Origin of the sequence: Aeromonas simiae (genome assembly GCF_000820125.1) — a bacterium.
GTDB classification, from domain to species: domain Bacteria; phylum Pseudomonadota; class Gammaproteobacteria; order Enterobacterales; family Aeromonadaceae; genus Aeromonas; species Aeromonas simiae.
In genome coordinates this window covers 82,297-107,200 of the sequence record NZ_CDBY01000007.1, presented here as the reverse complement: position 1 = coordinate 107,200, position 24,904 = coordinate 82,297, and the positions used below count along the sequence as shown (strand labels likewise).

23 protein-coding genes are annotated in these 24,904 nt (G+C 64.1%); 15 read left to right on the top strand and 8 right to left on the bottom strand.

What is annotated here, in order from left to right:
* Positions 1-33: 33 nt before the first annotated feature.
* Positions 34-498 carry a ribonuclease HI gene (gene rnhA, locus BN1134_RS01130; protein WP_042044735.1) on the top strand — a complete coding sequence of 155 codons (465 nt, stop codon included), beginning with the start codon at positions 34-36 and terminating at the stop codon, positions 496-498.
* On the opposite strand, the gene BN1134_RS01125 is transcribed toward rnhA, so the two are convergent.
* A complete protein-coding gene (locus BN1134_RS01125) occupies positions 486-1,211 on the bottom strand; it encodes a class I SAM-dependent methyltransferase (protein WP_042044734.1) in 726 nt (241 codons plus the stop codon). The two genes, rnhA and BN1134_RS01125, sit on opposite strands and share 13 nt — an antisense overlap.
* Positions 1,212-1,281: 70 nt before the next feature.
* Between BN1134_RS01125 and gloB the strand changes: the two genes are divergently transcribed.
* The 12 genes from gloB (at position 1,282) to ahpF (ending at position 14,832) form a co-directional block, all read left to right on the top strand.
* The gene (gene gloB, locus BN1134_RS01120) at positions 1,282-2,046 is read left to right on the top strand and encodes a hydroxyacylglutathione hydrolase (RefSeq protein WP_042044733.1); all 765 of its coding nucleotides are present in this window, start codon (positions 1,282-1,284) and stop codon (positions 2,044-2,046) included.
* A gap of 70 nt (positions 2,047-2,116) precedes the next feature.
* Positions 2,117-3,667, top strand: coding sequence for a lytic transglycosylase (locus tag BN1134_RS01115; protein WP_042044732.1), 1,551 nt, complete (start codon positions 2,117-2,119; stop codon positions 3,665-3,667).
* A 237-nt stretch (positions 3,668-3,904) separates the two neighbouring features.
* Entirely contained in the window at positions 3,905-4,798 is an 894-nt protein-coding gene (pbpG, locus tag BN1134_RS01110; RefSeq protein ID WP_042044853.1) for a D-alanyl-D-alanine endopeptidase, read from the top strand.
* A gap of 151 nt (positions 4,799-4,949) precedes the next feature.
* A complete protein-coding gene (locus BN1134_RS01105; RefSeq protein WP_042044731.1) occupies positions 4,950-5,585 on the top strand; it encodes a DUF1499 domain-containing protein in 636 nt (211 codons plus the stop codon).
* Between the two features lie 8 nt (positions 5,586-5,593).
* Positions 5,594-6,163, top strand: coding sequence for a carboxymuconolactone decarboxylase family protein (locus tag BN1134_RS01100; RefSeq protein WP_042044730.1), 570 nt, complete (start codon positions 5,594-5,596; stop codon positions 6,161-6,163).
* A gap of 32 nt (positions 6,164-6,195) precedes the next feature.
* Complete coding sequence (locus BN1134_RS01095) at positions 6,196-8,307, top strand: FAD-dependent oxidoreductase (protein ID WP_042044851.1); 2,112 nt, start codon at positions 6,196-6,198, stop codon at positions 8,305-8,307.
* Between the two features lie 2 nt (positions 8,308-8,309).
* Positions 8,310-9,464, top strand: a complete 1,155-nt coding sequence (locus tag BN1134_RS01090; protein WP_042044729.1) for an ABC transporter substrate-binding protein — start codon at positions 8,310-8,312, stop codon at positions 9,462-9,464.
* Positions 9,440-11,089, top strand: coding sequence for an ABC transporter permease subunit (locus tag BN1134_RS01085; protein WP_042044728.1), 1,650 nt, complete (start codon positions 9,440-9,442; stop codon positions 11,087-11,089). The genes BN1134_RS01090 and BN1134_RS01085 overlap by 25 nt, the downstream gene beginning before the upstream one ends.
* Positions 11,083-11,733, top strand: a complete 651-nt coding sequence (locus tag BN1134_RS01080; protein WP_042044727.1) for an ATP-binding cassette domain-containing protein — start codon at positions 11,083-11,085, stop codon at positions 11,731-11,733. Before BN1134_RS01085 ends, BN1134_RS01080 begins: the two co-directional genes overlap by 7 nt.
* Positions 11,726-12,349: a CDP-alcohol phosphatidyltransferase family protein gene (locus BN1134_RS01075; RefSeq protein ID WP_042044726.1), complete on the top strand. Its 624-nt coding sequence runs from the start codon at positions 11,726-11,728 to the stop codon at positions 12,347-12,349. The genes BN1134_RS01080 and BN1134_RS01075 overlap by 8 nt, the downstream gene beginning before the upstream one ends.
* Positions 12,350-12,599: 250 nt before the next feature.
* A complete protein-coding gene (gene ahpC, locus BN1134_RS01070) occupies positions 12,600-13,166 on the top strand; it encodes an alkyl hydroperoxide reductase subunit C (RefSeq protein ID WP_042044724.1) in 567 nt (188 codons plus the stop codon).
* An 85-nt stretch (positions 13,167-13,251) separates the two neighbouring features.
* A complete protein-coding gene (gene ahpF / locus BN1134_RS01065; RefSeq protein WP_042044722.1) occupies positions 13,252-14,832 on the top strand; it encodes an alkyl hydroperoxide reductase subunit F in 1,581 nt (526 codons plus the stop codon).
* A 69-nt stretch (positions 14,833-14,901) separates the two neighbouring features.
* Here the strand turns inward: ahpF and BN1134_RS01060 are convergent, their stop codons facing one another.
* Positions 14,902-15,747 (bottom strand): endonuclease/exonuclease/phosphatase family protein, encoded by an 846-nt coding sequence (locus BN1134_RS01060; protein WP_042044720.1) that lies wholly within the window; start codon positions 15,745-15,747, stop codon positions 14,902-14,904.
* A 100-nt stretch (positions 15,748-15,847) separates the two neighbouring features.
* On the opposite strand from BN1134_RS01060, the gene BN1134_RS01055 reads away from it, so the two are divergent.
* Positions 15,848-16,066: a hypothetical protein gene (locus BN1134_RS01055; RefSeq protein WP_042044719.1), complete on the top strand. Its 219-nt coding sequence runs from the start codon at positions 15,848-15,850 to the stop codon at positions 16,064-16,066.
* On the opposite strand, the gene yciA is transcribed toward BN1134_RS01055, so the two are convergent.
* The 5 genes from yciA to BN1134_RS01030 all read right to left on the bottom strand — a co-directional run bounded on the left by yciA (position 16,063) and on the right by BN1134_RS01030 (position 23,585).
* The gene (gene yciA, locus BN1134_RS01050; RefSeq protein WP_042044718.1) at positions 16,063-16,467 is read right to left on the bottom strand and encodes an acyl-CoA thioester hydrolase YciA; all 405 of its coding nucleotides are present in this window, start codon (positions 16,465-16,467) and stop codon (positions 16,063-16,065) included. The two genes, BN1134_RS01055 and yciA, sit on opposite strands and share 4 nt — an antisense overlap.
* Positions 16,468-16,511: 44 nt before the next feature.
* Positions 16,512-17,312 (bottom strand): NAD-dependent epimerase/dehydratase family protein, encoded by an 801-nt coding sequence (locus BN1134_RS01045; RefSeq protein ID WP_042044717.1) that lies wholly within the window; start codon positions 17,310-17,312, stop codon positions 16,512-16,514.
* A gap of 242 nt (positions 17,313-17,554) precedes the next feature.
* On the bottom strand, positions 17,555-18,553 hold the full coding sequence (locus BN1134_RS01040) for a LacI family DNA-binding transcriptional regulator (protein ID WP_042044716.1): 999 nt from the start codon (positions 18,551-18,553) through the stop codon (positions 17,555-17,557).
* Between the two features lie 167 nt (positions 18,554-18,720).
* On the bottom strand, positions 18,721-20,616 hold the full coding sequence (locus tag BN1134_RS01035; protein ID WP_042044715.1) for a transglycosylase SLT domain-containing protein: 1,896 nt from the start codon (positions 20,614-20,616) through the stop codon (positions 18,721-18,723).
* A gap of 104 nt (positions 20,617-20,720) precedes the next feature.
* Complete coding sequence (locus BN1134_RS01030; RefSeq protein ID WP_084214658.1) at positions 20,721-23,585, bottom strand: EAL domain-containing protein; 2,865 nt, start codon at positions 23,583-23,585, stop codon at positions 20,721-20,723.
* Between the two features lie 339 nt (positions 23,586-23,924).
* Between BN1134_RS01030 and hpf the strand changes: the two genes are divergently transcribed.
* A complete protein-coding gene (gene hpf, locus BN1134_RS01025) occupies positions 23,925-24,287 on the top strand; it encodes a ribosome hibernation-promoting factor, HPF/YfiA family (protein WP_042044713.1) in 363 nt (120 codons plus the stop codon).
* Between the two features lie 54 nt (positions 24,288-24,341).
* On the opposite strand, the gene BN1134_RS01020 is transcribed toward hpf, so the two are convergent.
* Positions 24,342-24,821 (bottom strand): VC2046/SO_2500 family protein, encoded by a 480-nt coding sequence (locus BN1134_RS01020; RefSeq protein WP_042044712.1) that lies wholly within the window; start codon positions 24,819-24,821, stop codon positions 24,342-24,344.
* Between the last annotated feature and the right edge of the window lie 83 nt (positions 24,822-24,904).

The following is a 24,904-nucleotide window of genomic DNA, read 5'->3' as shown; positions in this document are numbered from 1 at the left end:
AACTCTGATTTTTCCCAGTTTACCCCAATGTGCATGCTAAAACAGATTGATTTGTATACGGATGGTTCCTGCCTCGGCAACCCAGGTCCCGGTGGTTATGGTGCAGTCCTCATTTACGGCCAGCACCGCAAGGAGCTCGCCGGTGGATTTCGCCTCACCACCAACAACCGCATGGAGCTAATGGCCGCCATTGTCGGCTTGCGCACCCTAAGCGAGCCTTGCCAGGTCCGCCTGACGACCGACAGTCAATATGTACGCCAGGGGATCACCCAGTGGATCACCGGCTGGAAGCGCAAAGGGTGGCTCACCGCCAGCAAGGAGCCCGTGAAGAACGTGGATCTGTGGAAACAGCTCGATGCCGAGGTGGCACGTCATCAGATCGAGTGGTTGTGGGTCAAGGGTCACTCGGGTCACCCGGAGAACGAGCGCTGCGATGAGCTGGCCCGTGATGCCGCCAGTGGCACGGCATTGATTGAAGACAGCGGCTATCGCCCCTGATCCTCAAACACCCTGGCCATGCCCGGCGTGGCCAACGAGCGGGGCAGCGCCCAGCGTTTTTGGATAGGCAGCAGGGGAGCCCGTCGCTTGCGGGCGGCGATGATATACGTCGAGGCCAGGTGGCGGCAGTAGTCATGTCCCAGGCTCTCGTACCACCAGCCACCACCGCTGCCCCATCCATAGCCGAAGCGTTCGTCAAACATCACCTCGAACCCCAGCAACTTCAGCCAGTCGATGATGCGCCGCGGCGTAAACATACGCCCCGACCAGGGCAGACGGCGTCGCAACCAAGGCATGGAACGCCCCATGCCGAGCAGGCTCAGGGGATTACTGCCGCTGACAATGACCCAGCCATCATCGGTCAGCACCCGCTCCACTTCACGCAGCACCTGGTGCGGATCGCGACTGAAATCCAGGGTGTGGGCCAGCAGGCAGGCATCGACACTGCCGCAGCGGATCGGCAGGGCATCCAGATCGGCCCGCACTGTCGCAAGGCGCCCCTCCGGCGCCACCACCAACTGGTGGCGGATGGTCGACATGGTGCAGGAGAGCTCCCCGCTTAACGCTCCAAGCTTGAGCAGGTGATAACCGAACAGATGCGGACACCAGACATCGAGACGATGTTGCAGCTCGCCGGCGATCCAGTCTCCCATTGGCAACTCGTGCCAGCTGGCTGGACTCCTGATTTGAGGTTCGCTGCGACGCAACGGCATAATGGGCATACTTCCGCAGAGGAGCTTTCCTCCTTTATATAAGATACCCAGCCCAAAGAGAAGCCAACCTATGTACTCAGTACTGACCATCCCGGCCTTTCAAGACAACTATATCTGGTTGATTCGGCAAGAAAAACACTGCCTTGTGGTCGACCCTGGCAGTGCCGGCCCGGTGCTGGAGCGCCTCGATTCACTGGGGCTGACGCTCGATGCCATTTTGCTGACTCACCACCATCAGGATCATACTGGCGGGGTCACCGAACTCCTGACCGCCTACCCCAACGCCCGCCTCTATCAGCCACGCCACGAGACACAACTGCACTTTGATGGCACCCGTGTCGAAGAGGGGGATCAGATCCGCTGGCATGACCTGACCCTGTCGGTGCTGCATGTACCGGGACACACCCGGGGCCATGTGGCCTATCATGGGGGCGGCATGTTGTTCTGCGGCGACACGCTTTTTTCAGCAGGATGTGGCCGCCTGTTCGAAGGCAGTGCAGAGGAGATGTATGGCTCCCTGCAACGCCTGCTGGCATTGCCAGACGAGACTCGCGTCTACCCGGCTCACGAATACACCCTCTCCAACCTGAGGTTTGCCCATGCGGTCGAACCACAGAACCGGAAGATTGCCGAGATCATCAAAGAGATCAGCAAGTTGCGCCAGCAAGGCTTGCCCAGCCTGCCCACCACGCTGGGGCGGGAGCGGGACGTGAACGTGTTCCTGCGGTGCCACCTCGACTCAGTGCGATTTTCTGCTGAAAAACACGCGTTATCTCAACTAGATACTCCGCAAAAAGTGTTCCATACACTACGCCTTTGGAAGGATGTTTTTTGAACAAACCTTGATCACGAGGCGATAGCCGCTTACTATTGCGGCTGTTTTTCCATTGGATGACCTGTGAGTGATGAAGGTTCGAACGGCCTTATTGGCGGCGCTGTTTCTCAGTGGCTGCCAAAACCTGAGCCATCAGGATGACCGGGCGCTAGCGGCAATCGAGCCGAGTAAGTCCCCCCAAGTCAATAAAAAAGCGCACAAACGTCACCCTGCTCCCTCCCTGTTCGGCGACGATCAGCTGGATGCGGCAGAGGAGAGCGACGATCTGTGGGTGCGTATCAGCAACGATATGCAGCTGGATGTGCCCGACAACGATCGCGTGCGACGACAACGCGCCGCCATTCTGCGCAGTGATAGCCATATGGCGACCATTGCCAGCCGTGCTGAACCCTACCTCTACCTGATGGTCGAGGAGATTGAACGGCGCGGGCTGCCAATGGAGCTGGTGACCATCCCCATGATCGAGAGCATGTTCGATCCGACCGCCCGCTCGCGCAGCAATGCCGTCGGCTTGTGGCAGTTTGTGCCACAGACGGGCCGCAACTTCGGCCTGCGTCACGATCGCTGGTATGACGGACGCAAAGACGTGCTGGCTTCCACCCGCGCCGCTCTCGATTACCTTGAGTACCTCAACCGCTTCTTCGATGGCGACTGGCTCAATACCATGGCCGCCTATAACGCAGGCGAAGGTCGGGTACGCAATGCCATCGTCCGCAACCAAAAGCGGGGGCGCCCCACCGACTACTGGTCGCTGGATTTACCGCGCGAAACCCTGCAATACGTGCCCAAGATCCTGGCCATGGCCGATGTGATCAGCAACATGGATCAGTACGGCGTCAGCATGCCTGCGCTCGCCAACGAGCCCAAGCTCAGGGCCGTTGAGATCGAGGGGCAACTCGATATCGCCACGGCCGCCAACCTGGCCGGGGTGCGAGCCAGCCAGCTCAAGGAGCTCAATCCAGCGCTGGTTCGCGGCGTCACCTCCCCAAGCGGCCCCCATCGCCTCCTGGTGCCGGTGGAGTATGCCGATGCGCTGGAGCTGGCCCTGGCTGACCTGCCCCGCAACAACCGGGTGACCGGACGCGACTACCGGGTGAACCGCGGGGATACCCTCTCTCTCATTGCCAGCCGCCACGGCGTCAGCGTGAATGAGCTGAAGATGGCCAACAACCTCAGTGGTCATGCCCTGCGTACCGGTCAGTCACTGCGTATTCCCGGCAGCGGCGTGAGTAGCGGCCAGGCCTTTACCGATGCCGAGCCGGCCGTAGCCAAACGCAGCCGCCCCGCCACCAATGTGGCTCAATACACAGTCAAGAGTGGTGACACCCTCTGGAGCATCAGCCGCAAGCACGGCATCAGCCAGCAGAGCCTGCTCAAGTGGAACGGCCTCTCGGCCAAGGCCACGATTAAACCGGGCTCTCGTCTGATCGTCTCAGGCAAGAGCGCAACGGCCTCCTCGAGCTCGGTCAGCTATCAGGTGCGGCGTGGAGACTCTCTCTCCTCCATTGCGGCCAAGTTCCAGGTCGCTGTGGTGGACGTGGTGCGCTGGAATCAACTTGATCGTCGTAACCATCTGCAACCCGGGCAAACTCTCACCCTGTTTATCGGCGATCCAGGCTGATCTTCTCCTGCCAAGGGCAAGGCATCCGCCTTGCCCTTTTTGTTTCTCACCGCGACCAAGCATTGTTGCTAGACCCCGACCGCCCTGTGGTGGCATCATCCCCGCGCTGCGCCGTACCTGGCTGCCCCCCATCATCCAAGATCACACTTGCAGCACAATCACAAGCAAGTACCATTGTGATACGACAGTAATCGACTTATAACTAAACCAGCTCTCTTGGCCATTCGTGTAACTGACATCATGAAGCGAACTCTTCTTTCCTGGTTGTTAGGAGCGGCACTGCTCCCTATCGGCGCCCTGCCCGTCACCGCCAACGCCGCAGGGGGACAGTGGCTGCAACATCGCGACCAGCAGCCAGCCCTTAATTCGGCCTCGTTTGTGGTCGCCAATCACCGCACCGGCGAGGTGCTCTCCGAACGCAATGCGGATCGGGTGATGCCCATCGCCTCCATCACCAAGCTGATGACGGCCATGGTGGTGTTGGATGCGGGCTTGCGATTGAACGAGACCCTCACCATTGGCGATGCCGATGTGGATCGACTCAAGGGAACCGGCTCCCGGTTGGCGCTCGGCACCCGGTTGAGCCGTGCCCAGATGCTGCACCTGGCCTTGATGTCTTCGGAAAACCGGGCCGCCTCGGCCTTGGCCCGCCACTACCCGGGGGGAAGACGCGCCTTCATCGAAGCGATGAACGCCAAGGCGAGAATGCTCGGCATGTGGAACACTCGCTTCCACGACAGCACGGGGCTCACCCCGCGCAATGTCTCCACGGCCCACGATCTGGCCAAGATGGTGGCCGCCGCCTCCAGCTATCCGCTGATCCGCCAATATTCGACCGACGAGCAGAGCCTGGTCAGCGCCGGCAAGCGCCAGCTGCACTATCGCAACTCCAACCGTCTGGTGCGCGAGGGGCTGTGGGATCTCAACGTCTCCAAGACCGGTTACATTCGCGAAGCAGGCCGCTGTCTAGTGATGGAGACCAGGGTGCGCCATGAGCCGGTGATCATGGTGCTGCTCAATGCCGATACCACAGATGCTCGGGTCGCCGATGCCAAGCGGGTCAAGAGCTGGCTCGAGAGCTCGGGGCGGGTCAGTCTGGCGGCAACGCAGGGGGTCTTCTCCGGCCAATGACGCTCACAACGCCGGCACCTGCCGGCGTTTCTCACCCCGATTGGGCGTGAAACCCTGTTCTCCCCTCGCCCAGCGCGTTATTCTTAACACTTTGTGCAAACAAGGTTTTCCCGTGTCCTCCCTGTTGCTTCCTCTCCTCTCATGGACTCTGATGCTGGCCGGCCCCCTGCTGACCCGTTTTGCCATCTGGCCTTGGTGGATGGGGTTTCTGAGTTGTGCCGCAGGCAGTCTGTGCGGCCTGTTTCTGCTACTACGTCTGCCCTGGCGCCGCCACAAAAAGAGCGCCCTGTTCGGAGCGCTGCCGCTACTCCCCCTGCTCTGGTTTCTCACCAAGGCCATCAGTGCGCCGCCCCACAATGACATCAGCACCGATCCGCAAGATCCCCCTGCCCTCATCTGGGCCAAGCAGCTGCGCTCAAGCCAGGATCTGCCGGTCAGCGAGGGGCCGCTCAAAGGGTTGGCCGACAACCCAGGCCCCCTCTACACCAGCGCCTTACCCGAAGAGGTGATCGGCAGTGCCGAACGCCTGATGCAGGCCAAGGGTTGGCGTACCATCCGCACCCCGGACGGCCTACAGGCCGTGGCCACCAGCCCCTGGTTTGGCTTTGAAGATGACATTGCCCTGCGCCTGCGCATCGGCCGTGAGGTGCGGGTCGATCTGCGCTCGGCCTCCCGGGTCGGGCGCTCGGATCTCGGCGTCAACCGGGAGCGAGTCGTGGATTTCATGCAGGAGCTGGCCCGCGAGCTGGCCAAAGAGGCCCCAGCGGCCGCCACCACACGCCATTAGGAGCGACCATGCGCATCGAACTCAAACCGGATCGGGAGTACGCCTGGTTCATCCGCCCCTTCTTCTGGCTGCAAAAACGCAACTACGGCCAGGTGCTGATCCCTGGCAAGTGCTGGGGGCGCTCACCGCGCCTGTTCGCCGCTGTCGCCACCCTCTACGGCGTCATCAATCGGCGCCGCTCCCCCATTGATCCGGTGCTGCGCTCCCTGGTGACGGTGCGGGTCTCCCAGCTCAACTGGTGCCGCTTCTGCGTCGACATCAACGCCATGACCCTGACTCAGCGGGCCGGCTCGAGTGCCAAGGTCGAGGCGCTGGCCCAGTGGCGCGACTCTCCCCTGTTCGATGAACGCGAGCGGGCCGTGCTCGACTACACCGAGGCGATGACCGGACTCGACGGGGTGAGCGATGCGCAGGCGGCACGCCTGCGCCAGTGGTTTGATGACGATGGCATCGTCGAGCTGACCGGGCTGATCGCCTTTCAAAACCTGTCGGCCAAGTTCAATGCGGCGCTGGATGTGCCGCCCCAGGGCTTTTGTCAGCTACCGGTACAGCCAACGCGCCAGGAGCCGCCGCGGTGAAGCGCCTGCTGCTATTGGCCCTGCTGCTGATCATGATGGGCGGCTATCTCGCCTTCGATCTGGGCCAGTGGCTCCATCTCGCCACCTTGCAACACCATCAAAAAGAGCTGCAAGGCTGGGTCGATGCCCACTTCATCCAGGCAGCACTGGCCTATTTCCTGCTCTATGTAGCCAGCACCGCCCTCTCGCTGCCCGGCGCCACCCTGCTCACCCTGGCGGGCAGCGCCCTGTTCGGGGTGGCGTGGGGGCTGTTGCTGGTCTCGTTTGCCAGCACCCTCGGCGCCTGTCTTGCCTTCCTGTGCGCCCGCTTCTTGCTGCGCGGCTGGGTAGCCCGGCGCTTTGCCAAGCCTCTGGCCACCATCGACAAGGGGCTCGACGCCCAGGGCGTACACTACCTGCTGACCCTGCGCCTGGTACCGCTCTTTCCCTTCTTTCTGGTGAACCTGTTGATGGGGCTGACCCGCATGCCCCTGCGCACCTACGCCTGGGTGAGCCAGCTTGGCATGCTGCCGGCCACCTTGGTCTATGTGCTGGCGGGGCGCGAGCTGGCAAGCTTGGCGAGCACAGGCCAGGTGCTCACGCCCGGGCTGATTGGGGCGCTCTGCCTGCTCGGTGCCCTGCCCTGGCTGGGGCGAGCCCTGGCACGCCGTCTGGCGGCCCTGCGTCTCGCCAGGCGCTGGGGCAAGCCGCACCGCTTTGACTACAACCTGTTGGTGATCGGCGCCGGCGCTGGGGGGCTGGTCACCAGCTATATCGGGGCGCAGGCCAAGGCCAGCGTCGCGCTCATCGAGGCCGCACAGATGGGGGGAGATTGCCTCCACCACGGCTGCGTGCCCTCCAAGGCGCTGCTGCGCTCGGCCCGCGTTGGCCTTGAGCTGCGCCGCGCCGCCGAGCTGGGCTTTCGCGCCGACGCCCAGTGCGACTTTGCCGCCGTGATGGAGCGAGTGCAGCAGGTGATAAGCCAGGTGGCGCCTCACGATTCACTCGAGCGCTACCGCGCCCTCGGCGTGGAGTGCATCCAGGGGCGTGCCCGCCTCGTCTCCCCCTGGCAGGTGGAGGTCGGCACCCAGCGCTTGAGCGCCCGGCGCATCGTCATCGCCACCGGCGCCCGGCCCCGGGTGCCGGCGATAGCGGGGCTCGATAAGATTGACTATCTGACGTCGGACACCCTCTGGGCACTGCGCCAGCCTCCGGCACACCTGCTGATCCTCGGCGGCGGCGCCGCCGGCTGCGAGCTGGCCCAGGCCTTCGCCCTGCTCGGGGTGCCGGTCACGCTCATTGAGCAGGCCGAGCGGCTGCTGCCGCGCGAAGAGCCCGATGCCAGCACCCTGCTGGCAGAGCAGCTGGGCCACAGCGGCGTCACCCTGCTGCTCGGCGCCGAATGTCTAGCGGCCGCGCAGGAGGCAACCGGCATCACCCTCACCCTGCGGCAAGGGGAGCGGCGCCACACCGTCACCGGGGATCGGCTGCTGCTGACGCTGGGGCGCCAACCCAACGTGGAGGGGCTGGGGCTCGAGGCGCTGGGCGTGGCCCTGACCGAGCAAGGCTTCATCCAGGTCGATGAGACGCTCACCACGTCGCTCCCCTCGGTGCTGGCCGTCGGCGACGTGGCCGGCCCCTATCAGCTGACCCACGCGGCGGCCCATCAAGGGAGCTATGCCGCCCTCAACGCCCTGTTTGGCGATCTCTATCCCCTGCGCATCGATTATCGCGCCATCCCCCATGCCATCTACACCGAGCCGCAGCTGGCGCGGGTTGGGCTCACCACGATGGAAGCCACCTCCCGCGGCGTTCCGTTCGAGCGCACCCGCTTTGCCTTCGCCGAGCTCGATCGGGCCCTGTGCGATGGCGAGCCACACGGCTTTGTCGAGGTGCTCACCGTCCCCGGCAGCGACCGCCTGCTCGGCGCCACCCTGATAGGGTCCGAGGCCGCCGAGCGCATCGTCCCCTTCACCCTGGCCCTGCAACACGGGCTCGGGCTTAACCAGATCCTCGCCACCGTCCACCCCTACCCGACGCGGATGGAGGGCAACCGGCAGGTGGCGGGCCTGTGGCGCCGCACCCATACGTCGGCCCGCCTGCTGACGCTGGCCGGCCGTTTTCACCGTTGGCGCCGCGGCGCGCCATCCCACCCGGAGGCATGACCATGCACAGACGGCTCAGCGCCCTGCTGCTCACCCTGCTCACCCTGCCCGCCCTGGCCGTGACCGAGGCCGACCCGGCCTGGCAGCAGACCCTGCGCACGGCGCGCGGCCAGCAGGTCTACCTGCATGCCTGGGGCGGCAGCCAGGAGGTCAACCGCTACCTCGGCTGGGCGGCCACCGAGATTAAACGCCGCTTCGAGATCACTCTGGTGCCGGTCAAGGTGGCCGACATCGCCCCCAGCATTGCGGCTCTGCAAACCCAGCGCCGCGCCGGCAAGACGCAAGGGGGCAGCATCGACCTGCTCTGGGTCAACGGCGAGAACTTCAAGTCGATGAAGGAGCAGCGCTTGCTGGGGGCGCCGTTTAGCGCCACCCTGCCCAACATGGCACTGGTCGATGCGGCCTTGCCGGTGCACGAGGATTTTACCGTGCCGGTGGAGGGGCTCGAGGCCCCCTGGGGCATAGGCCAGCTCAACCTGATGGTCGAGCGCGAGCGGGTGCCTCACCCCCCCCGCGATGCGGCGGCGCTGCTGGCGTGGGCCAAGGCCCATCCCGGCCGCTTTACCTATCCCAAACCGCCCCAGTTTCACGGCTCGAGCTTTCTCAAGCAGATCCTGCTCGAGCTCGCACCCACCTCCGCCCCCCTCTACCAGCCGGCCGATGCGGCCACCTTTGCCCGCCTTAGCGCGCCGCTATGGGCATGGCTCGATGCCCTGCACCCGGCCCTGTGGCGCGCCGGCAAGCTCTTTCCCACCGGCGCCGCCGAGACCCGGCAACTGCTCGATGACGGCGAGCTCGACATGGCCATCAGCTTCAACCCGCAGGAGGCCGCCTTCGCGGTGCACAGCGGCGCCCTGCCCCCCTCGGTGCAGGCCGTGGCGATGGAAAAGGGAGCCCTCACCAACGCCCACTTTCTGGCCATTCCCTTCAACGCCCGCGCCCGCGAGGGGGCCATGGTGGTGGTGAACTTCCTGCTGAGCCCCGAGGCCCAGGCGCGCAAGGCAGATCCCGAGATCTGGGGTGATCCCAGCGTCTTGCGCCAAAACGCCCTGCCGGCCGGCACCCCACCCTCACTGCGCTTCCCGGCCCAATCCGAGCCACACCCCAGCTGGCAGACCCGTCTTGAGGCCGAATGGCTGCGTCGCTACGGCCCCTGACCATGCTGCGCGCCACCGCCCATGCCGTGACCCTGCTCTTGCTCGGCCTGCCCCTGCTGGCCGGCCTCGGCGCCCTGCTGCCGCTGGCCCTGGATAAGGGGCTCTGGCAGCCATTGCTGGCGGTGCCGAGCCTGTGCCACTCGCTCTGGCTCAGCGCCGCGCTGGCGCTGCTCTCCACCCTGCTGGTGCTGCTGCTCACCTTCGCCCTGCTGGCCCACGGCTGGCAGCAGCCGGCATTGCACCGCCTCGAGCGGGCTCTCTCCCCCCTGCTGGCCCTGCCCCATGTGGCCTTTGCCGTGGGGCTGGCGTTTCTGCTCGCCCCCTCCGGCTGGCTATTTCGCCTGCCGGCGACCCTGCTCGGCTGGTCTTTACCGCCGGACTGGCAGACCCTGCGCGATCCCCTCGGCATGGGGCTGCTGCTGGCGCTGCTGGCCAAGGAGCTTCCCTTCCTGCTGCTGATGGCGCTGGCCGCCCTGCGCCGCCATGAGGTGATGGCCCAACTGACCCTGGGCCAGAGCCTGGGTTACGCCCCGGCCCAACTGTGGTGGCGCCTGCTGCTGCCGGCCCTGTGGCCGCGCCTCCGGCTGCCCCTGTTCGCCATCGCCGCCTACGGCTGCGGGGTGGTCGATCTGCCGCTGCTGCTCGGCCCCGATGCACCGCCCGTGCTGGCCCAACGCATCTGGCTGTGGAGCCAGGATGCCGATCTCGCCCTGCACCCACTGGCCCACCTGGGGGCCCTGCTGCTGCTCGCACTCAGCCTGCTCGTGCTGGCGCTGCTGCGCACCATCGAGTGGCTCTGCTGCCGGGGGCTGCGCGCCCGCCAGCTCGATGGCCGGCGCCGCCCTGCCCTTCATCGCGGCTGGCCCGGCGCCTTGGTCAACCTCTTGATCGCCCTCAACGCCTTGGTACTGCTGGCCCTGCTGCTCTGGTCACTGACCCGGCGCTGGCGTTTTCCCGCTCTGTGGCCCACCGAGTTCACCCTGAGCCAATGGCACGAGGCGCTGCCCGGCGCCCTGCCCCTGCTCGGCGTCACCGCCGCCATCGCCCTGCTAGTGACCCTGCTCGGGGCGCTCTGGGCCCTGCTGCTGCTGGAGACAGGGCGCGCCTCGTCCATCTGGCCTCTGTGGCTGCTCTGTCTGCCGCTGCTGCTGCCCCAGGCCAGCCTACTGCTCGGATTGGAGCGTGCCCTGGCGCAGTGCGGCGCCGAGCCGAGCCTGCTGTGGGTGGTGTGGGGGCAGCTGCTGTATGTCTTTCCCTATCTCTACCTCACGTTGCGCGGCCCCTGGCAGGCCTTTGATGAGCGGCTGCTCATCGCCGCCCGCAGCCTCGGCGCCTCGCCCATTCGGGCTTGGTGGCGTATCAAGCTGCCCCTGCTGGCACGCCCCCTGCTGGCGGCGCTGGCGGTCGGGGTGGCGGTGAGCCTGGCCCAATACCTGCCCACCCTACTGCTGGGCGGCGGCCGAGTGGTGACCCTCACCACCGAGGCGGTCGCCATCGGGAGCGGCCTCGACCGCCGCTTGGCTGGCCTCTATGGCCTATTGCAACTGGCGCTGCCGCTGGCCGCCTTCGCCCTGGCCATCTGGCTGCCGCGGCGCCTCAACCCCTTGGAGCGATCCCCATGCTGACTCTCCACGCGGTCACCCTCTATCAGGGGGCCCACCCTCTGCTACGGGTGCCCGACCTTGATGTTCTCCCTGGGGCGCCGCTGACCCTGATGGGACCCAGCGGCTGCGGCAAGAGCAGCCTGCTCGGCGCCATCATGGGGGCGCTGCCGCACCGGGAACGGGCGCCGCGCCATGCTCCCCTCACCTGGGAGGGCAGCCTGAGCCTTGCGGGGCAGCCGCTGCGCCATCAGCCCATCGAGGCGCGCGGGATCGGCATCCTGTTTCAAGATGATCTGCTGTTTGGTCACCTGAATGTGACCGAGAACCTGCTGTTCGCCGTGCCGGCTGGCCCGCAGGCCGAGCGCCGCGCCGCGGTTGCCCATGCCCTGGCCAGCGCCCAGCTCGGTGAGCTGGGGGCCCGCCTGCCCCACCAGCTCTCCGGCGGCCAGCGCGCCCGGGTAAGCCTGCTGCGCGCCCTGTTGGCCCGCCCGCGCGCCCTGCTGCTCGACGAGCCCTTCTCCCGCTTCGATCAGCCCCTGCGCGCCGCGTTTCGCGACTGGGTGTTTGCCCAGACCTGCACCATCCCAGTGCTGCTGGTGACCCATGATCCGGCCGATGCGCCGGGCGAGATAGTGAACCTCACCCCCGAGAGCCCCCATGCTTGATCGCCACCTCATCCCTCTGGTGCGCCGCCCGCTGGCGGCCCTGGCCGCGCCACTGGCCCGGCGCCACATCTCGCCCAACCAGCTCACCCTGGCCGGCTTTGCCATCGGCCTGCTGGCCGTGCCCCTGCTGGCCTTCGGCTGTTATGGGGCGGCGCTGCTACTGATCGCCCTCAACCGCCTGTGTGACGGGCTCGACGGCGCCCTGGCGCGACATAGCGGTGGCAGCGACAGCGGCGGCTTTCTCGACATCGTCTGCGATTTCATCTTCTACGCCGCCGTGGTGCTGGGGTTTGCCCTCGCCGATCCGGCCAGCAACGCCCTGCCAGCGGCCTTCCTGCTGTTTTGCTTCATGGGCACGGGGGCCAGCTTTCTCGCCTTCGCCGTCATGGCGGCCAGGTATGGGCTACAGAGCCCGGTCTATCACAACAAGTCGCTCTACTACCTGGGGGGGCTCACAGAGGGGAGCGAGACCATGGCCCTGTTCGCCGCCATGTGCCTGTGGCCGGCCGGCTTTTCCCCGCTTGCCTGGGGCTTTGGCGCCCTGTGCTTGCTCACCACGGCGGGGCGAGTCTACTACGGCTTTCACACCATTCGCCGGGCTGAGCAGGCTCAGTAGCCGACTGCCTCACGGAAAACGAACGCCCCCCTCTCATCCGGTTGAGTCTCTGGCTGGACAGGGGTATAAGAGGCCTTGATTCATTCATACTGCATACACGCATGATGGATTAATCTAAAAAACTGATTTAAGCGATAGAGTTTTGCCGCTTTAATCGATTATTTGAAGTCGCTATAGTGACAACCAGTTAGGCAGCAATGCCAACCAAGAGCAGAAATCACCGAGAGACATTGACCAAGGAGCATCGCGAATGTCCACCTACATCAACACCGAAATCAAGCCGTTCAACGCCACCGCCTACCACAATGGCAAGTTCATCGACGTCTCTGATGCCGACCTGAAGGGCAAGTGGTCCGTCGTCTTCTTCTACCCGGCTGACTTCACCTTCGTCTGCCCGACTGAGCTGGGTGACCTGGCCGACAACTACGCCGAATTCCAGAAGCTGGGCGTCGAGATCTACTCCGTCTCCACCGACACCCACTTCACCCACAAGGCTTGGCACGACACCTCCGACACCATCAAGAAGATCCAGTATCCGATGATCGGTGACCCGACCGGCGCCATCACCCGCAACTTCGGCGTGATGATCGAAGAGGCCGGCCTGGCTGACCGTGGTACCTTCGTCATCGACCCGCAAGGTGTCATCCAGATCGTTGAGATCAACGCCGGCGGTATCGGTCGTGACGCCCTGGAGCTGCTGCGCAAGGTCAAGGCTGCCCAGTATGTTGCCTCCCACCCGGGTGAAGTCTGCCCGGCCAAGTGGAAGGAAGGCGAAGCCACTCTGGCCCCGTCCCTGGATCTGGTAGGCAAGATTTAAGTCTCCCAGCATCCCCTGTGACCGGCCCGAATATGGGCCGGTTCCATTTCCGGCTCACTGAATCTTGATATAAGGAACTTTGAAGATGTTGGATACCAACCTCAAGCAACAGCTGAACACCTATCTGCAGTACATAGTCCATCCGATTGAGATCAGCGTGTCCGGCAACGACAGCGACAAGTCCGCCGAGCTGCAGGCCCTGGCCCGCGAGATCAGCGAGATGTCGCCCAAAATTTCCCTGACCCAGGGTAATGCCGATCGCAAGCCTTCCATGAGCATCGCCCCCCAGGGGCAGGCGCCGCGCGTTCACTTTGCCGGCATTCCCATGGGTCATGAGTTCACCTCACTGGTGCTGGCCCTGCTGCAAAACGGCGGTCACCCCTCCAAGACCGATCCGGCCGTGCTGGAGCAGATCAAGAACCTCAAGGGTGAGTTCCACTTCGAGACCTATATCTCGCTCTCCTGCCACAACTGCCCGGACGTGGTGCAGGCTCTGAACCTGATGGCGACCCTCAACCCGAACATCAGCCACGTGATGATCGACGGCGCCCTGTTCCAAGATGAGGTTAACGAGCGCCAGATCATGGCCGTGCCGAACGTCTACCTGAACGGTCAGCCGTTCAGCCAGGGGCGCATCACGTTGGAAGAGATCCTCGCCAAGGTCGACAGCGGCGCCGCCGAGCGTAAAGCGGCCGAGCTGAGCGAGCGCGAGCCCTATGACGTGCTGGTGGTGGGCGGTGGCCCGGCCGGCGCCGCTGCGGCCGTCTACGCCGCCCGCAAGGGGATCCGTACCGCCATTCTGGCCGAACGTTTCGGGGGCCAAGTGATGGATACCATGGGCATTGAGAACTTCATCTCCGTCCCCTATACCGAGGGCCCCAAGCTGGCCGCCAGCCTCGAGCAGCACGTCAAGCAGTACGGCGTCGATATCATCACCGAGCAGCGTGCCGCCACCGTGAAGAAGGGCGACTACGTCGAGGTGGATCTGGCCTCCGGCGCCTCCCTCAAGAGCCGCTCGGTGATCCTGGCCACCGGTGCCCGCTGGCGCGACCTGAACGTGCCGGGTGAAGTGGAGTACCGCACCAAGGGCGTGGCTTACTGCCCCCATTGCGACGGTCCCTTCTTCAAGGGCAAGCGAGTCGCCGTGGTGGGTGGCGGTAACTCCGGCATTGAGGCCGCCATCGACTTGGCCGGTATCGTCGAGCACGTCACCGTGCTGGAGTTCGCCGACACCCTGCGCGCCGACGAGGTGCTGCAACAGAAGGCCCGCTCCCTGCCCAACGTCGACATCATCATGAGCGCCCGCACCACCGAGGTGCTGGGGGATGGCAACAAGGTGACCGGACTGACTTATGAAGATCGCACCACGGGCGAGATCAAGCAGGTCGAACTGGCCGGTATCTTCGTCCAGATCGGCCTGGTGCCCAACACCGAGTTCCTCAAGGGCACCGACGTCGCCCTGACTCGCTTCGGTGAGATTGAGATCGATGCCAAGGGCACCACCTCCATGCCGGGCGTGTTTGCCGCAGGGGATGCCACCACCGCCCCCTACAAGCAGATCATCATCTCCATGGGCTCCGGCGCCACCGCCGCCCTGAGCGCCTTTGACTACCTGATCCGCACCCCGGCACCGGTGCGCGAGCAGGCCGAGGCCGTGACCGCCTAAGGTCATCCGATGCAAAAAGCCGACGCAATGCGTCGGCTTTTTTTATGTGAAAATGGACGATGATGCCGCTCAGGGCGTCAGCTTCTGCGCCCGAAAGCGCGCCAGGATCGGGTTGTGATCCGACGCTGTGGTCTGCGGGGCACTCACCTCTACCAGATCGAGGTTGCGGTAATAGAGGTGATCGAGCGGGCGGCCAAAGGCGGTACGGCGCAGATCCGGCGCCGGGATGGCCTCGCTAAGGGAGAGATCGCTCACCAGATCATCTATCCAGCGCTGACGCTTGTCGCTCCAGGTATTGAAGTCACCGGCCAGGATCACCGGCCCCTGATGCTGGTGCACCAGCGCGGTCAACTCGCGCAGCTGCTCGCGAAACCCGGCCATGCCGAGCTCGAAGTTGACCGCATGCAGGTTGATCACCATGACCCCGTCAGGATCTCCCTGTAGCGGATAGAGGCTGACCAGCCCCGACTTGGGGATGCGGATGAAGGGCTCGGGTGAGCGCACGCCACAGACGAACGCCTGGGGCGTCTTGGAAGCCGTCATCACCCCGAACGAACTGCTGCCCTGGGTGAAGGCCTGCAACTGCTGCCACTCGTAGTTATCCTGGCGCAGCCACTGCAACAGCTCAGGGCTGGTGCGCGTCTCTTGCAGCAGCACCAGATCCCGCTCCTTGACGAAGCGCTCCATCCCCTCCAGCCAATCCTTGCGCTGCCCCTTGAACAGGTTCCACACCGTGAGGCTGAATTCCTGCGGCAGGGCCCGGTTGGCCAACGCCACCAGGGGGGGACGGGCGCAATCCACCCCATCCACGACCCCGGCTGCGGTCACGAAGTAGCCCTGCTCGGGCACCTCAAAACACCCCACCAGCCCCAGAGCGAGCAGGGACGTTCCTACGATGCGATAGCTTTTTTTCATTAGCGGACAACCATCTCTGTTCTTTCTGCCCGCCATGGGCAGGAAGAGGGCAAAAAAACGGCTAGGCTCATAGCTTTGTGACAGCACAGGGAGATGCCCCATGGCCTACCACTACCGGATTCACTATCTCAACCGATATGGCATCAACCAGCATATCGAGCTGACTCTGCCCTATCTCATCATGCGTGACGTTCAGGGCGATCTCTGTCTGTTTGATCAGCAGCGCTGCATCGGCTCAGAGCAGATGCTGGAGCTCATGATACGGCAAAAGGGCGGCTTCGATGAAGCGATCTCCATCATCAGCGCCCATCCCCTCTAGGCGACGGCCTGCGGCACCGCCCGCGGGCGCCCCAGCTCGTCGATGGCCACATAGTTGAAGACCCCTTCGGTGACGCAGTAGCGCTGCGCCTCGTTCTCGCGCAGCACCGGCTTGACCCACACCTCCAGCTTGATCTGCATCGAGCTGCGACCGATACGCTGGCAGCGCCCATAACAGCAGACCACGTCGCCGACCTTGATGGGGTGGTGGAAGGTCATCCCCTCTATCGAGACGGTGCAGATCCGCCCCCGCGCCAGCTCCTTGGCCAAAATGCCGCCCCCTATGTCCATCTGGGACATGATCCAGCCACCGAAGATATCGCCGTTGGCATTGGTGTCGGCCGGCATGGCCAGGGTCCGCAACAGCAGATCGCCGTCCGGGTATCGTACTGCATCAACCATTCTTACTGCTCCGCTAGGATGGATGGGCGGCATGATAGAGGCCGCTACTCCCCTTGGCAAACCGCATCGTGCCCAAGCCAGGCCAGCGGGTCCGGCCAGCGATACACAAAACCGAGCTCATCACACAGCGCCTTTCCGCTCAGCGGCAGGTACTCCCCCTGTGGCGCGACGAAACGTGGCGGCGCAAGGCCCAGCGCCCTGGCCGCCTGCTCATAGAAGTCGGCGCGGCAAGGATGGACCGGGGCGCTCACTACGTAGGCACATCGGCGCGCAGCGGACTCAAGCAGCAGCATGCAGGCCGCCACCACATCATCGAGGTGCACCAGATTCACCGCTTGGGCGCCGCCATGACACTCGCGCCCGGCGAGGAAGCGGCCGGGATGGCGTCCTGGCCCATAGAGCCCGGCCGCGCGCAGCACCACCACCTGCGCTATGCCACTTCCCCGCGCCGCCTGTTCGGCACGCAGCAGCCGCAACGCCCGCTCCCCCTCGCCGGCAGGCGTGTCCTCCTCGCGCTGCCCGGGGCGATAGACCGAGGTGGCCCCGATGAGCAGCAGCCGCGTCACCCCGTGCTGGCGCGCCTGCGCGCACAGGCGGGCGATCGCCTGCGGGTAATCGGCCACCCGGCTTGGAGGCAGGGTAATAACCAGGGCGTCGCACTGGCCGAGCGGCCATGCACCCGCCTCATCGGCGTGCAGCAGGTGGGTCTCTATCCCCTCCCCGGCCAGCCTGGCCTGTTTGCAGGAGTCGGTCGTGGTCGCCACCACCGCCTCTCCTCGCGCCAACAAGGCGCGCGCCAGGGGCTCTCCCAGCCAACCGGCCCCCACGATGGCAATACGTCCCATCTCTGACTCCAGGCAAAAAAAAACGGCCATCCATGATGACCGTCGAAAGTAACGAAGGAAATAGCTGGATATCCAGATACTTCCCACAGCGGGAAAATCGGGAGCACAGGCTCCTAATTCGTGGAGCCTATCCTAGAGCCCCGGCCTGTAAAAAGCTTTGAAGCAGATCACGTTTGAAAATGATTTCTGAAATCGCTTTCAAATTTGAGCGCAGAAATAGGGCGCCCGGGGGCGCCCTCCGATCAGGCTACCGATTCACGTACGATGAGTTCAGGCTCAAACTTGCGCTCGAGCAGCTCCTCGCCACGCCCATCGAGCAGCGCCATGGCCAAATCGGCGGCGCGCTCGCCCATCTCTTCGATGGGATACCTGACGGTGGTCAGCTTGGGGTAGGTGTAGCGGGCATAGGGAATATCATCGAACCCGACCACCGAAACCTGGCTCGGGATCTGGTAACCATGCTCCAGCAGGCAGGAGATGGCGCCGGCCACCATACCATCGTTGAACCCCAGCACGGCGGTGAAGTCGACTCCCCGCTCCAGCAGCGAGGCCATGGCGACATAGCCCCCTTGCTCGTCGGCATACCCCTTGCCCACCAGCGCCTCGTCATAGTCGATGCCGGCCTTGGCCAGGGTCTCGCGATAGCCGCGCATCCGCTGCTGCCCATCGACGAAGATCTCATCGTCCGAAGTGACGAAGGCGATGCGGCGATGCCCCTTGTCGATCAGATGCTGACAGGCGGTCATGATGCCGGCCCGGTTGTCGAACCAGACGCAGCGATCCTCAACGCCAGGGATCAGGCGGTTGATGAACACGACCGGGGTGTCGCCGGCGGCCAGCTCGGCCAGCTCTTCATCCGGCAACGCCTTGCTGTGCAGGATCAGCGCGTCGCACTGCCGCTGTTGCAGCGCCTGAATGGCGTGACGCTCACGATCCTCTTCATGGTTGCCGGACATGACGATGGTGAACTTGTTGCTGGCGTCCACCACCCGCTCGACACCGCGCATCATCTGGGCGAAGAAGGGGCCACCACAGAGATCGCCCACCAGCACGCCGACGCAATTGGAACGTTTGCTCACCAGCGCCTGGGCAAAGCTGTTGGGACGGAAATTCAGCTCCTTCATGGCGGCCAGCACAGCTTCTCGCTTCTCTGGTGCCACCTGAGCCGTGTTGTTGATAACCCGGGATACGGTCGAGATCGACACATTGGCCAATCGGGAGACATCTTTGATCGTTGCCACACTCAAATCCTTATCTGGGATCCGTCATGGGGGCCAGTATACCTGAACCGGCGGCGACAAGTCTGGTCAAGATCACCTCAACGCCATGAATGCACTGAAAAATTGATTATCAGAGCGTGCTCGCGGCTTGATTCGTCGCTTCTTACTGCCCCCAGAGGGTCTCGTGCTCAATATCGTCCTTGCAATTCCTGCTGGCTAAACAGCTGCGGTGCCCGGTTGCTCTTGTGTTGATAGATCAGATTGAACGAGAGCACATTCTGCACATAGTTGCGGGTCTCCCGAAACGGGATCCCCTCCACCCACACGTCGATAGGCTTGCCCGAACTCTGGGCCCGCCAGCGGGCGACCCGTCCCGGCCCCGCATTGTAAGCGGCGGCGGCAAAGACCCGGTTGCCGTTGTAGTTGTCGAGCAGCCCCCTCAGGTAGGCGCTGCCGAGCTGAATGTTCACCTCGGGATCAAACAGCTGCTGCTCATCGCGATAGGGGTAACCCACCTTGCCGGCGGTGTGGCGGGCGGTAGCCGGCATCAGTTGCATCAGACCGCGCGCCCCGACCGGCGACTGGGCCAGCGGGTACATGGCACTCTCCTGACGCGAGATGGCGTAGAGCAGGGTCGACTCCATGCCGTGTTCGCGCGCCACCCGGTCAAAGGTGGGTCGCAGCGGCATGGGGAAGCGCAGATCGAGCGCGTCCCACGCCTCGGCGCGGATGGTGGCCAGGATGCCAAGGTCATGCCACCCCTGCTGCTCAGCCAGGGCGGCGAAGGTGAGTTTCTGTTGGTAGCTGCTGCGATCGAGGTTGTGCACCCACTCGGCGCGCGCCCCGGTCAGATCCTGCATCGCCTTGAGCTCGCGGACCCGGGCCAGGAAAGGCCACTGCTTCACCGCCGATGGCCAGGCCGGCACGGCCCCCACCTGCTCGTTTTTGAGCCGGTAGGGCACCCCGATGCGCTGCGCCGCCATGAAACCATAGAAGCCGCGCAGGTTGGCGGTCTCTTGGAACAGAGAATGGGCCGGCTGCTGCTGGCCCCGCTCGGACAGGGCGCGCGCCTGCCAATAACGCCAGCGGTCGCTCTTTTGCAGCGCCATCGGCATCAACTTGACCCACTCACCGAGCTGGGCCCAGTTGAGCTCCCACAGCGCCAAGCGGGCGCGCAGCTCGAGCAGCTCAGGCTCTTTGAGCCGGCGCACTGTCGCATCGACCCAATCGCGTTGGAACAGGGCGCGATCGAGCAGCAGTCGGCGGGCGGCAGCCCGCTCAACCGGCGCCATCTCGGCCGCACTCAGGCGGTAACGGCTGCGATAATCGGTCAGCAGCGAGATAGCCCTATCAGCATCCTCATTGGCATAGCGGGTCAGGCCGAGCAGCAGTGCCTGGCGCCCCTTGCCGGCGCTGCCATAGCTGGCCGGATTGCTGACCTTGGCGGGGCGCTCGAAGGTGTCGAGCAGCAGCTGTCCATCCCCCTGGCTGCTGCCCAGCGCCGGCATCAGATGGCGGATCAGGTTGCCGTTCCCTTCGGCAAAGGCCAGGGTCATGCGCTGCCACACCTTGTCGGTGCTGCGCAGCCCCGCCTGTTGCCAGAGCTTGAACAGGCTGTCACAGGCATCGGGACGTGACTCGCCGCTCATCCAGATCTGGCCTGCGGCGCGCAGCGCCTCATTGCGCTGCCCGGTGTGATACTTGGCCTCGTAATGCAGGCAGCGCAGGCCGGTCGAGCTCGGCTCCTTGGGATAGAAGTGCAGGAAGGTGCTCCACTGGCCGCTATCGGCCAGATATTGCAGGTAGCTGCGCTCGAGCCGGTTGGATTGGGGGGTATCCCCGTGCTGGCGGATAAAACCGGTCACTTCGCCGTAATCGGCCTGACCGGGACGAAACGCCAAGCGGTAGTAGTCGAGATAGGGCAGCAGCGGATAGTGAGTCAGACGGGAGCGCAATTGGTAGAAGCGATCCATGTCATTGGCACGCACCGCGTCGTGCGCTTGACGATACAGCGACTGCTCCAGAGTTTGACCCAGGGCCGGCAAGGCCAGGGCACAGAGCGTAAAGGCGACCACAGCTTTCAACGAGAGCACTCCGGCAGGGGCGACAGCATCCTGCTGCCACCAACAAACGTAAAAGATCGCATTATTCTATCCAACTACCTGACTTGGGATGAACAGATTTCGCATTAGGCATCGAGCAGAGCTGCACGCCGCTCGGCAAGGCGGCCGACATAGCGCCTGAGGTTGGCCTCCGGCAACGGCTTGGAGGCCAGGAAGCCCTGATAGAAGTTACACCCCTGCGCCTGCAAAAAGGCCAGCTGCTGGCGCGACTCCACCCCTTCCGCCGTCACGCTAAATCCCATGTGGCGGGCCATCGCCAGCACCGCCTCGACGATCGCCATGTTGTCCGCATCGTGGGGGATGTCCTGGATGAAGGAGCGATCGATCTTGAGCTCGTCGGCCGGCAGGCGCTTGAGGTAACTGAGCGACGAGTAGCCCGCCCCGAAGTCATCGATGGCAAAGCTGATGCCCAGCGCCTTGAGCTCCGCCATCTTCTGGATGGTGTCTTCGGCATGACCCAGCACCACCGATTCGGTGATCTCCAGATTAAGACAGGTGGGCTCCATGCCGGTGATCGCCAGCGCCTCGTACACCCGATCCACAAAGTCAGGCGCATGGAACTGCTTGGCACTCACGTTGACCGACAGCTGCGGTATGTGCAGCCCCGCCTCCTGCCAGGCTACAAACTGGTGGCAGGCTTGCAGCAGGACCCAGTAGCCGATGTCGACGATGAGATCGGTCTCCTCGGCGATCGGGATGAACTCGGCCGGCGAAATCATCCCCCGTCCGGGCGATTGCCAGCGCAGCAGCGCCTCGACGCCGATGAGATCCCCCCCCTCGACCATCTGCTGCGGTTGGTAGTAAAGCAGCAGCTCATTGTTATCGAGGGCCGAGCGCAGCTCATTGTTGATAAGCAGGCGGCGATCGGCCTGCAACTGCATCGAGCTGTCGAAAAAGCGCAGGGTCCGCCGTCCTGCCGACTTGGCCTGATACATGGCGGTATCGGCCTGCTTGAGCAGATCATCGACCGACTGATCCCGCCCCGGGAACAGGGTGATGCCGACGCTGGCACCGATGTGCAGCGACTGCCCCTCAAAGGGATAGGGAGTGGAGAGCTCGGCAATCAGCCGTTCGCCGATGAGATCGGCCTGCATCTCGGCCTGCGGCGGGCTGGTCGACAGGCGCGGCAGCAGCAGCACGAATTCATCGCCGCCGAGGCGGGCCAGGATATCCTCCTGGCGGATCAACCGCTGCAACCGGTCGGCGACCTGGCGCAGCAGCCAATCCCCGGTGGCGTGGCCGAGCGAGTCATTGATGGTCTTGAAGTGGTCCAGATCGATAAACAGCAGGGCCCCGATGCTCTCGCTCTGTTTGGCCAGCTCAAAGGCGCCGGCCAATGACTCCTGCAACTGCCTGCGATTGGGCAGGCCGGTCAGCTCGTCGTAATAGGCGAGATCCTGGATCGTGCGCTGGGCGGCTTTGCGCTCCGAGATATCTTCAAAGCAGATGACAAAATGGGTGATGTGACCGCGTTCGTCCGGCACCGGCGTCACTCTCTCCCACTGGGCACAGCTGCTGCCATCACGCCGTTGCCGCTCCGTCTCCCCCTGCCAGCGGTTGAGGTGATCGAGCCGATAATCGAGCCCGCCGCGCTGCCATATCCCCTCCCCGAGCACACAGCCGAGCACCTCGCGGCTCTCGTAGCCGGTGATCTGGGTGAACGCCTTGTTGACACGCAATATGGTGAAGGCGGGATCGGTGATGATGATCCCCTCGTGAGTCTCGAAAGCCACGGCAGAGAGACGCAGCTGCGCCTCGACCTGCAAGCGCTCCAGCTCGGCCGCAATCCGGCTCGAGAGAGTCTGCAATAGCGACTCGATATCGGGCAGGCGCGAGGCGTCCGAGCCGACCAAGGCGAGATGACCGCACACCATGCCGTGGCCGTTATGCAGTGGCAACCCGTAGTAGTAGCGCGCCGCCGCCAGCGGCGTCAGCACGGGTTGGCCGAGATAGACCGGCTCGCACAGACTGTCCACCAGCGGATAATCCTGATCCGGGTGCTCGCCTCTGCCTGCCAGCAGGTGCGCCCGGCCATGCCCGCTGCGCTCGGCCAGCCATGCACCATCCAGGCCGAACGTCACCAGCAGTTGGTTGATCAGCGTATCGAGAAACCCCATGCCGGTACGGGCCGACAGCGCCTGCGAGACGCGGTCCACTTGCTGTGACCGGCGATGCCCGTCTAGCTCCAGATCCTGGGTGCACTCCCGTTCCAGCGAATGACGCAGCAAGGTGGTGAGGCTGGCAAGCAGCGCCATGTGACTCAAGCTGGCCGACGCCTGCGGCTCGTGCCACTCACACAGCAGCAGGGCAAGCCCCCCTTGGGTCAGTGCGACCGGCAACCAGAGCGTCATCTCCCCCTGACACAGGGTGGGGAGCCGGGCCGCCAGCGGGTGCGCCGCCGGCAGCAGCAGCGGAGTGGGCTGGCGCAGCAGGGCAAGCAAGGCCTCATGCTCTTGCGTCTTCAGGGTGGCGGGAGGGGACTGCGCCGTATCCAGGCGCCGTTGTAGCTGCGCCGCTCCCAGCCAGAGCTGGCAACGACCGGCTCCGGCTTGACGCAGCCAGGAGGTGAGCACCGCCCAGACATCGCCGAGCTGCTTTTGCCGCGACAGCTCGCAGCCCAGCTCCAGCAGGGATTGAACCTGCTCCAGCGGCACTAGGCCGGCCGTACAGAGGGAGGTGACATCGAGGTGAAGCAGCGCCGCATCCGCACCGCAGGGCTGCGCGGTCACGGCCAACGCGTCCCCCAGGCGGGAGGGCAAAGAGGCGGCAAGCGAGTGACCGGCCTGTAGCGCCTTATGCGCCAGCGCCTGCAAGGCGGCGGGATCGGGCAAGGCCGACCCCAACGCGTGTGCCACGGCATCAGGAGACCAGAAGCCGGCTCCCTTCACCCCATCGAAAAACCATATCAAGCGAGTGGCATGGACACTCATGTATAACCCCGGACTGCTTTGCCCGTACAACGGGTCACGGGCCAACGGGCTGATCTAGGATCAGGTTGACACATCGGCTCGGAACGAATGAAAGAAAGAAGACCTGAAACAGGTCGAGAGAAGACGCTGCCATAGGGACAGAATCGATCTACTTTTCCCAGTTTGCCTGCCCGATCCGGCAAGCTCAAGCAGTTTTTCTAGCGAATGCCCGCCGGGATCACAGTTGCCAGCTGCGTCCCCCAGCTTGGGCATTAAATTTGATTTTGATCATGTTTTTAAGAAGCCAAGGGGGTAATCTGAAGACGTACAAGAGAAGCAAGACGACCCAAAGGGGGTTTTATGAAAGTAGCAGTGAACAGCCGTATCATCGAGATTACCCCGGCCATCCGCGAGCGCATTGAAACTCGTTTTGACAAGCTCGAGCGTCTGCAGGTACCCCTTATCAACCCCAGCGTGGTTATTCGCAAGGAGGGTCAGATCTACGTCGTTGAAGCCACCACCGGGATTCCCCACGGTACCCTGTTTGCCCAGGCCGAGCATGAGGATCTCTACGCTGCCGTCACCGAAATGGGCCAGAAGCTGGAACGCCAACTGAATCGTCATATCGACAAGCCCAATGCCCATCGCGGGCTCCGCTCTGGTAAAGATCAGTGCCGCAGCGATGTAGATGCCGATGTAGAAGAGACCGAAATCACCGAATAATTGAACATGACGGGGAAGGGGTGGAGCAATCCGCCCCTTTTTCATGTCTGGGCGCTACGCCGCCAGCGACAATCCCTCCAACACCTTGAGCAGCAATAGCGGATCGCACGCCTCCCCCTCTCTCTCCTGCACCGCCCCCGCCAATCTGGCGCGGGCATGGGGTGGCACGTTATCTGCCACATCGGCCGGCAACATAGGCGTCGGCGCGCACAGTGGCGCTGGCCACAGCGCCAGCGCCAGACGCAGATCACTTAGCGTCCCTGCGTGCACCATCCGTCCCAGCGCCTGCGACGCCAGGCTATCTTCCCCCTGCAACGCCGCCCTCGGGGGCAGCTCAAAGCGCGCTCGCCAGTCGATGGTGGGCTCAGGCGAGCGGGTCGCCTCCCCCAGCCAAGGTTGCTCGTCGATGCGCGGGTTGAGTAAAGAGAGCCAGAGCCGAAAGTCCGCCCTGTCCCCTTGCTGCAAGGAGCCATTGAGGTGCTCGCCAAGGCGGCGCTCGTCGATGAGGGGAAAGTGAAGTGCAGAGGTGGACATCGATGGCTACGCCGCTGAGGAACCTGTCCTGCCTATCGGCCGGCGCCACAGAAAGTTGAGGGAGGCCAAGGCCTCCCTCATGG

Bases quoted from the DNA above. Each gene is read 5' to 3' on its own strand.
- BN1134_RS01055 (WP_042044719.1), top strand. From the start codon at position 15,848: ATGGCCTACCACTACCGGATTCACTATCTCAACCGATATGGCATCAAC.
- BN1134_RS01085 (WP_042044728.1), top strand. From the start codon at position 9,440: ATGGCTGCGTCGCTACGGCCCCTGACCATGCTGCGCGCCACCGCCCAT.
- BN1134_RS01100 (WP_042044730.1), top strand. From the start codon at position 5,594: ATGCGCATCGAACTCAAACCGGATCGGGAGTACGCCTGGTTCATCCGC.
- BN1134_RS01045 (WP_042044717.1), bottom strand. From the start codon at position 17,312: ATGGGACGTATTGCCATCGTGGGGGCCGGTTGGCTGGGAGAGCCCCTG.
- BN1134_RS01115 (WP_042044732.1), top strand. From the start codon at position 2,117: ATGAAGGTTCGAACGGCCTTATTGGCGGCGCTGTTTCTCAGTGGCTGC.
- ahpF (WP_042044722.1), top strand. From the start codon at position 13,252: ATGTTGGATACCAACCTCAAGCAACAGCTGAACACCTATCTGCAGTAC.
- ahpC (WP_042044724.1), top strand. From the start codon at position 12,600: ATGTCCACCTACATCAACACCGAAATCAAGCCGTTCAACGCCACCGCC.
- BN1134_RS01020 (WP_042044712.1), bottom strand. From the start codon at position 24,821: ATGTCCACCTCTGCACTTCACTTTCCCCTCATCGACGAGCGCCGCCTT.
- gloB (WP_042044733.1), top strand. From the start codon at position 1,282: ATGTACTCAGTACTGACCATCCCGGCCTTTCAAGACAACTATATCTGG.
- BN1134_RS01095 (WP_042044851.1), top strand. From the start codon at position 6,196: ATGATGGGCGGCTATCTCGCCTTCGATCTGGGCCAGTGGCTCCATCTC.
- BN1134_RS01105 (WP_042044731.1), top strand. From the start codon at position 4,950: ATGCTGGCCGGCCCCCTGCTGACCCGTTTTGCCATCTGGCCTTGGTGG.
- BN1134_RS01075 (WP_042044726.1), top strand. From the start codon at position 11,726: ATGCTTGATCGCCACCTCATCCCTCTGGTGCGCCGCCCGCTGGCGGCC.
- BN1134_RS01090 (WP_042044729.1), top strand. From the start codon at position 8,310: ATGCACAGACGGCTCAGCGCCCTGCTGCTCACCCTGCTCACCCTGCCC.
- hpf (WP_042044713.1), top strand. From the start codon at position 23,925: ATGAAAGTAGCAGTGAACAGCCGTATCATCGAGATTACCCCGGCCATC.
- BN1134_RS01125 (WP_042044734.1), bottom strand. From the start codon at position 1,211: ATGCCGTTGCGTCGCAGCGAACCTCAAATCAGGAGTCCAGCCAGCTGG.
- BN1134_RS01030 (WP_084214658.1), bottom strand. From the start codon at position 23,585: ATGAGTGTCCATGCCACTCGCTTGATATGGTTTTTCGATGGGGTGAAG.
- BN1134_RS01060 (WP_042044720.1), bottom strand. From the start codon at position 15,747: ATGAAAAAAAGCTATCGCATCGTAGGAACGTCCCTGCTCGCTCTGGGG.
- BN1134_RS01080 (WP_042044727.1), top strand. From the start codon at position 11,083: ATGCTGACTCTCCACGCGGTCACCCTCTATCAGGGGGCCCACCCTCTG.
- rnhA (WP_042044735.1), top strand. From the start codon at position 34: ATGCTAAAACAGATTGATTTGTATACGGATGGTTCCTGCCTCGGCAAC.
- yciA (WP_042044718.1), bottom strand. From the start codon at position 16,467: ATGGTTGATGCAGTACGATACCCGGACGGCGATCTGCTGTTGCGGACC.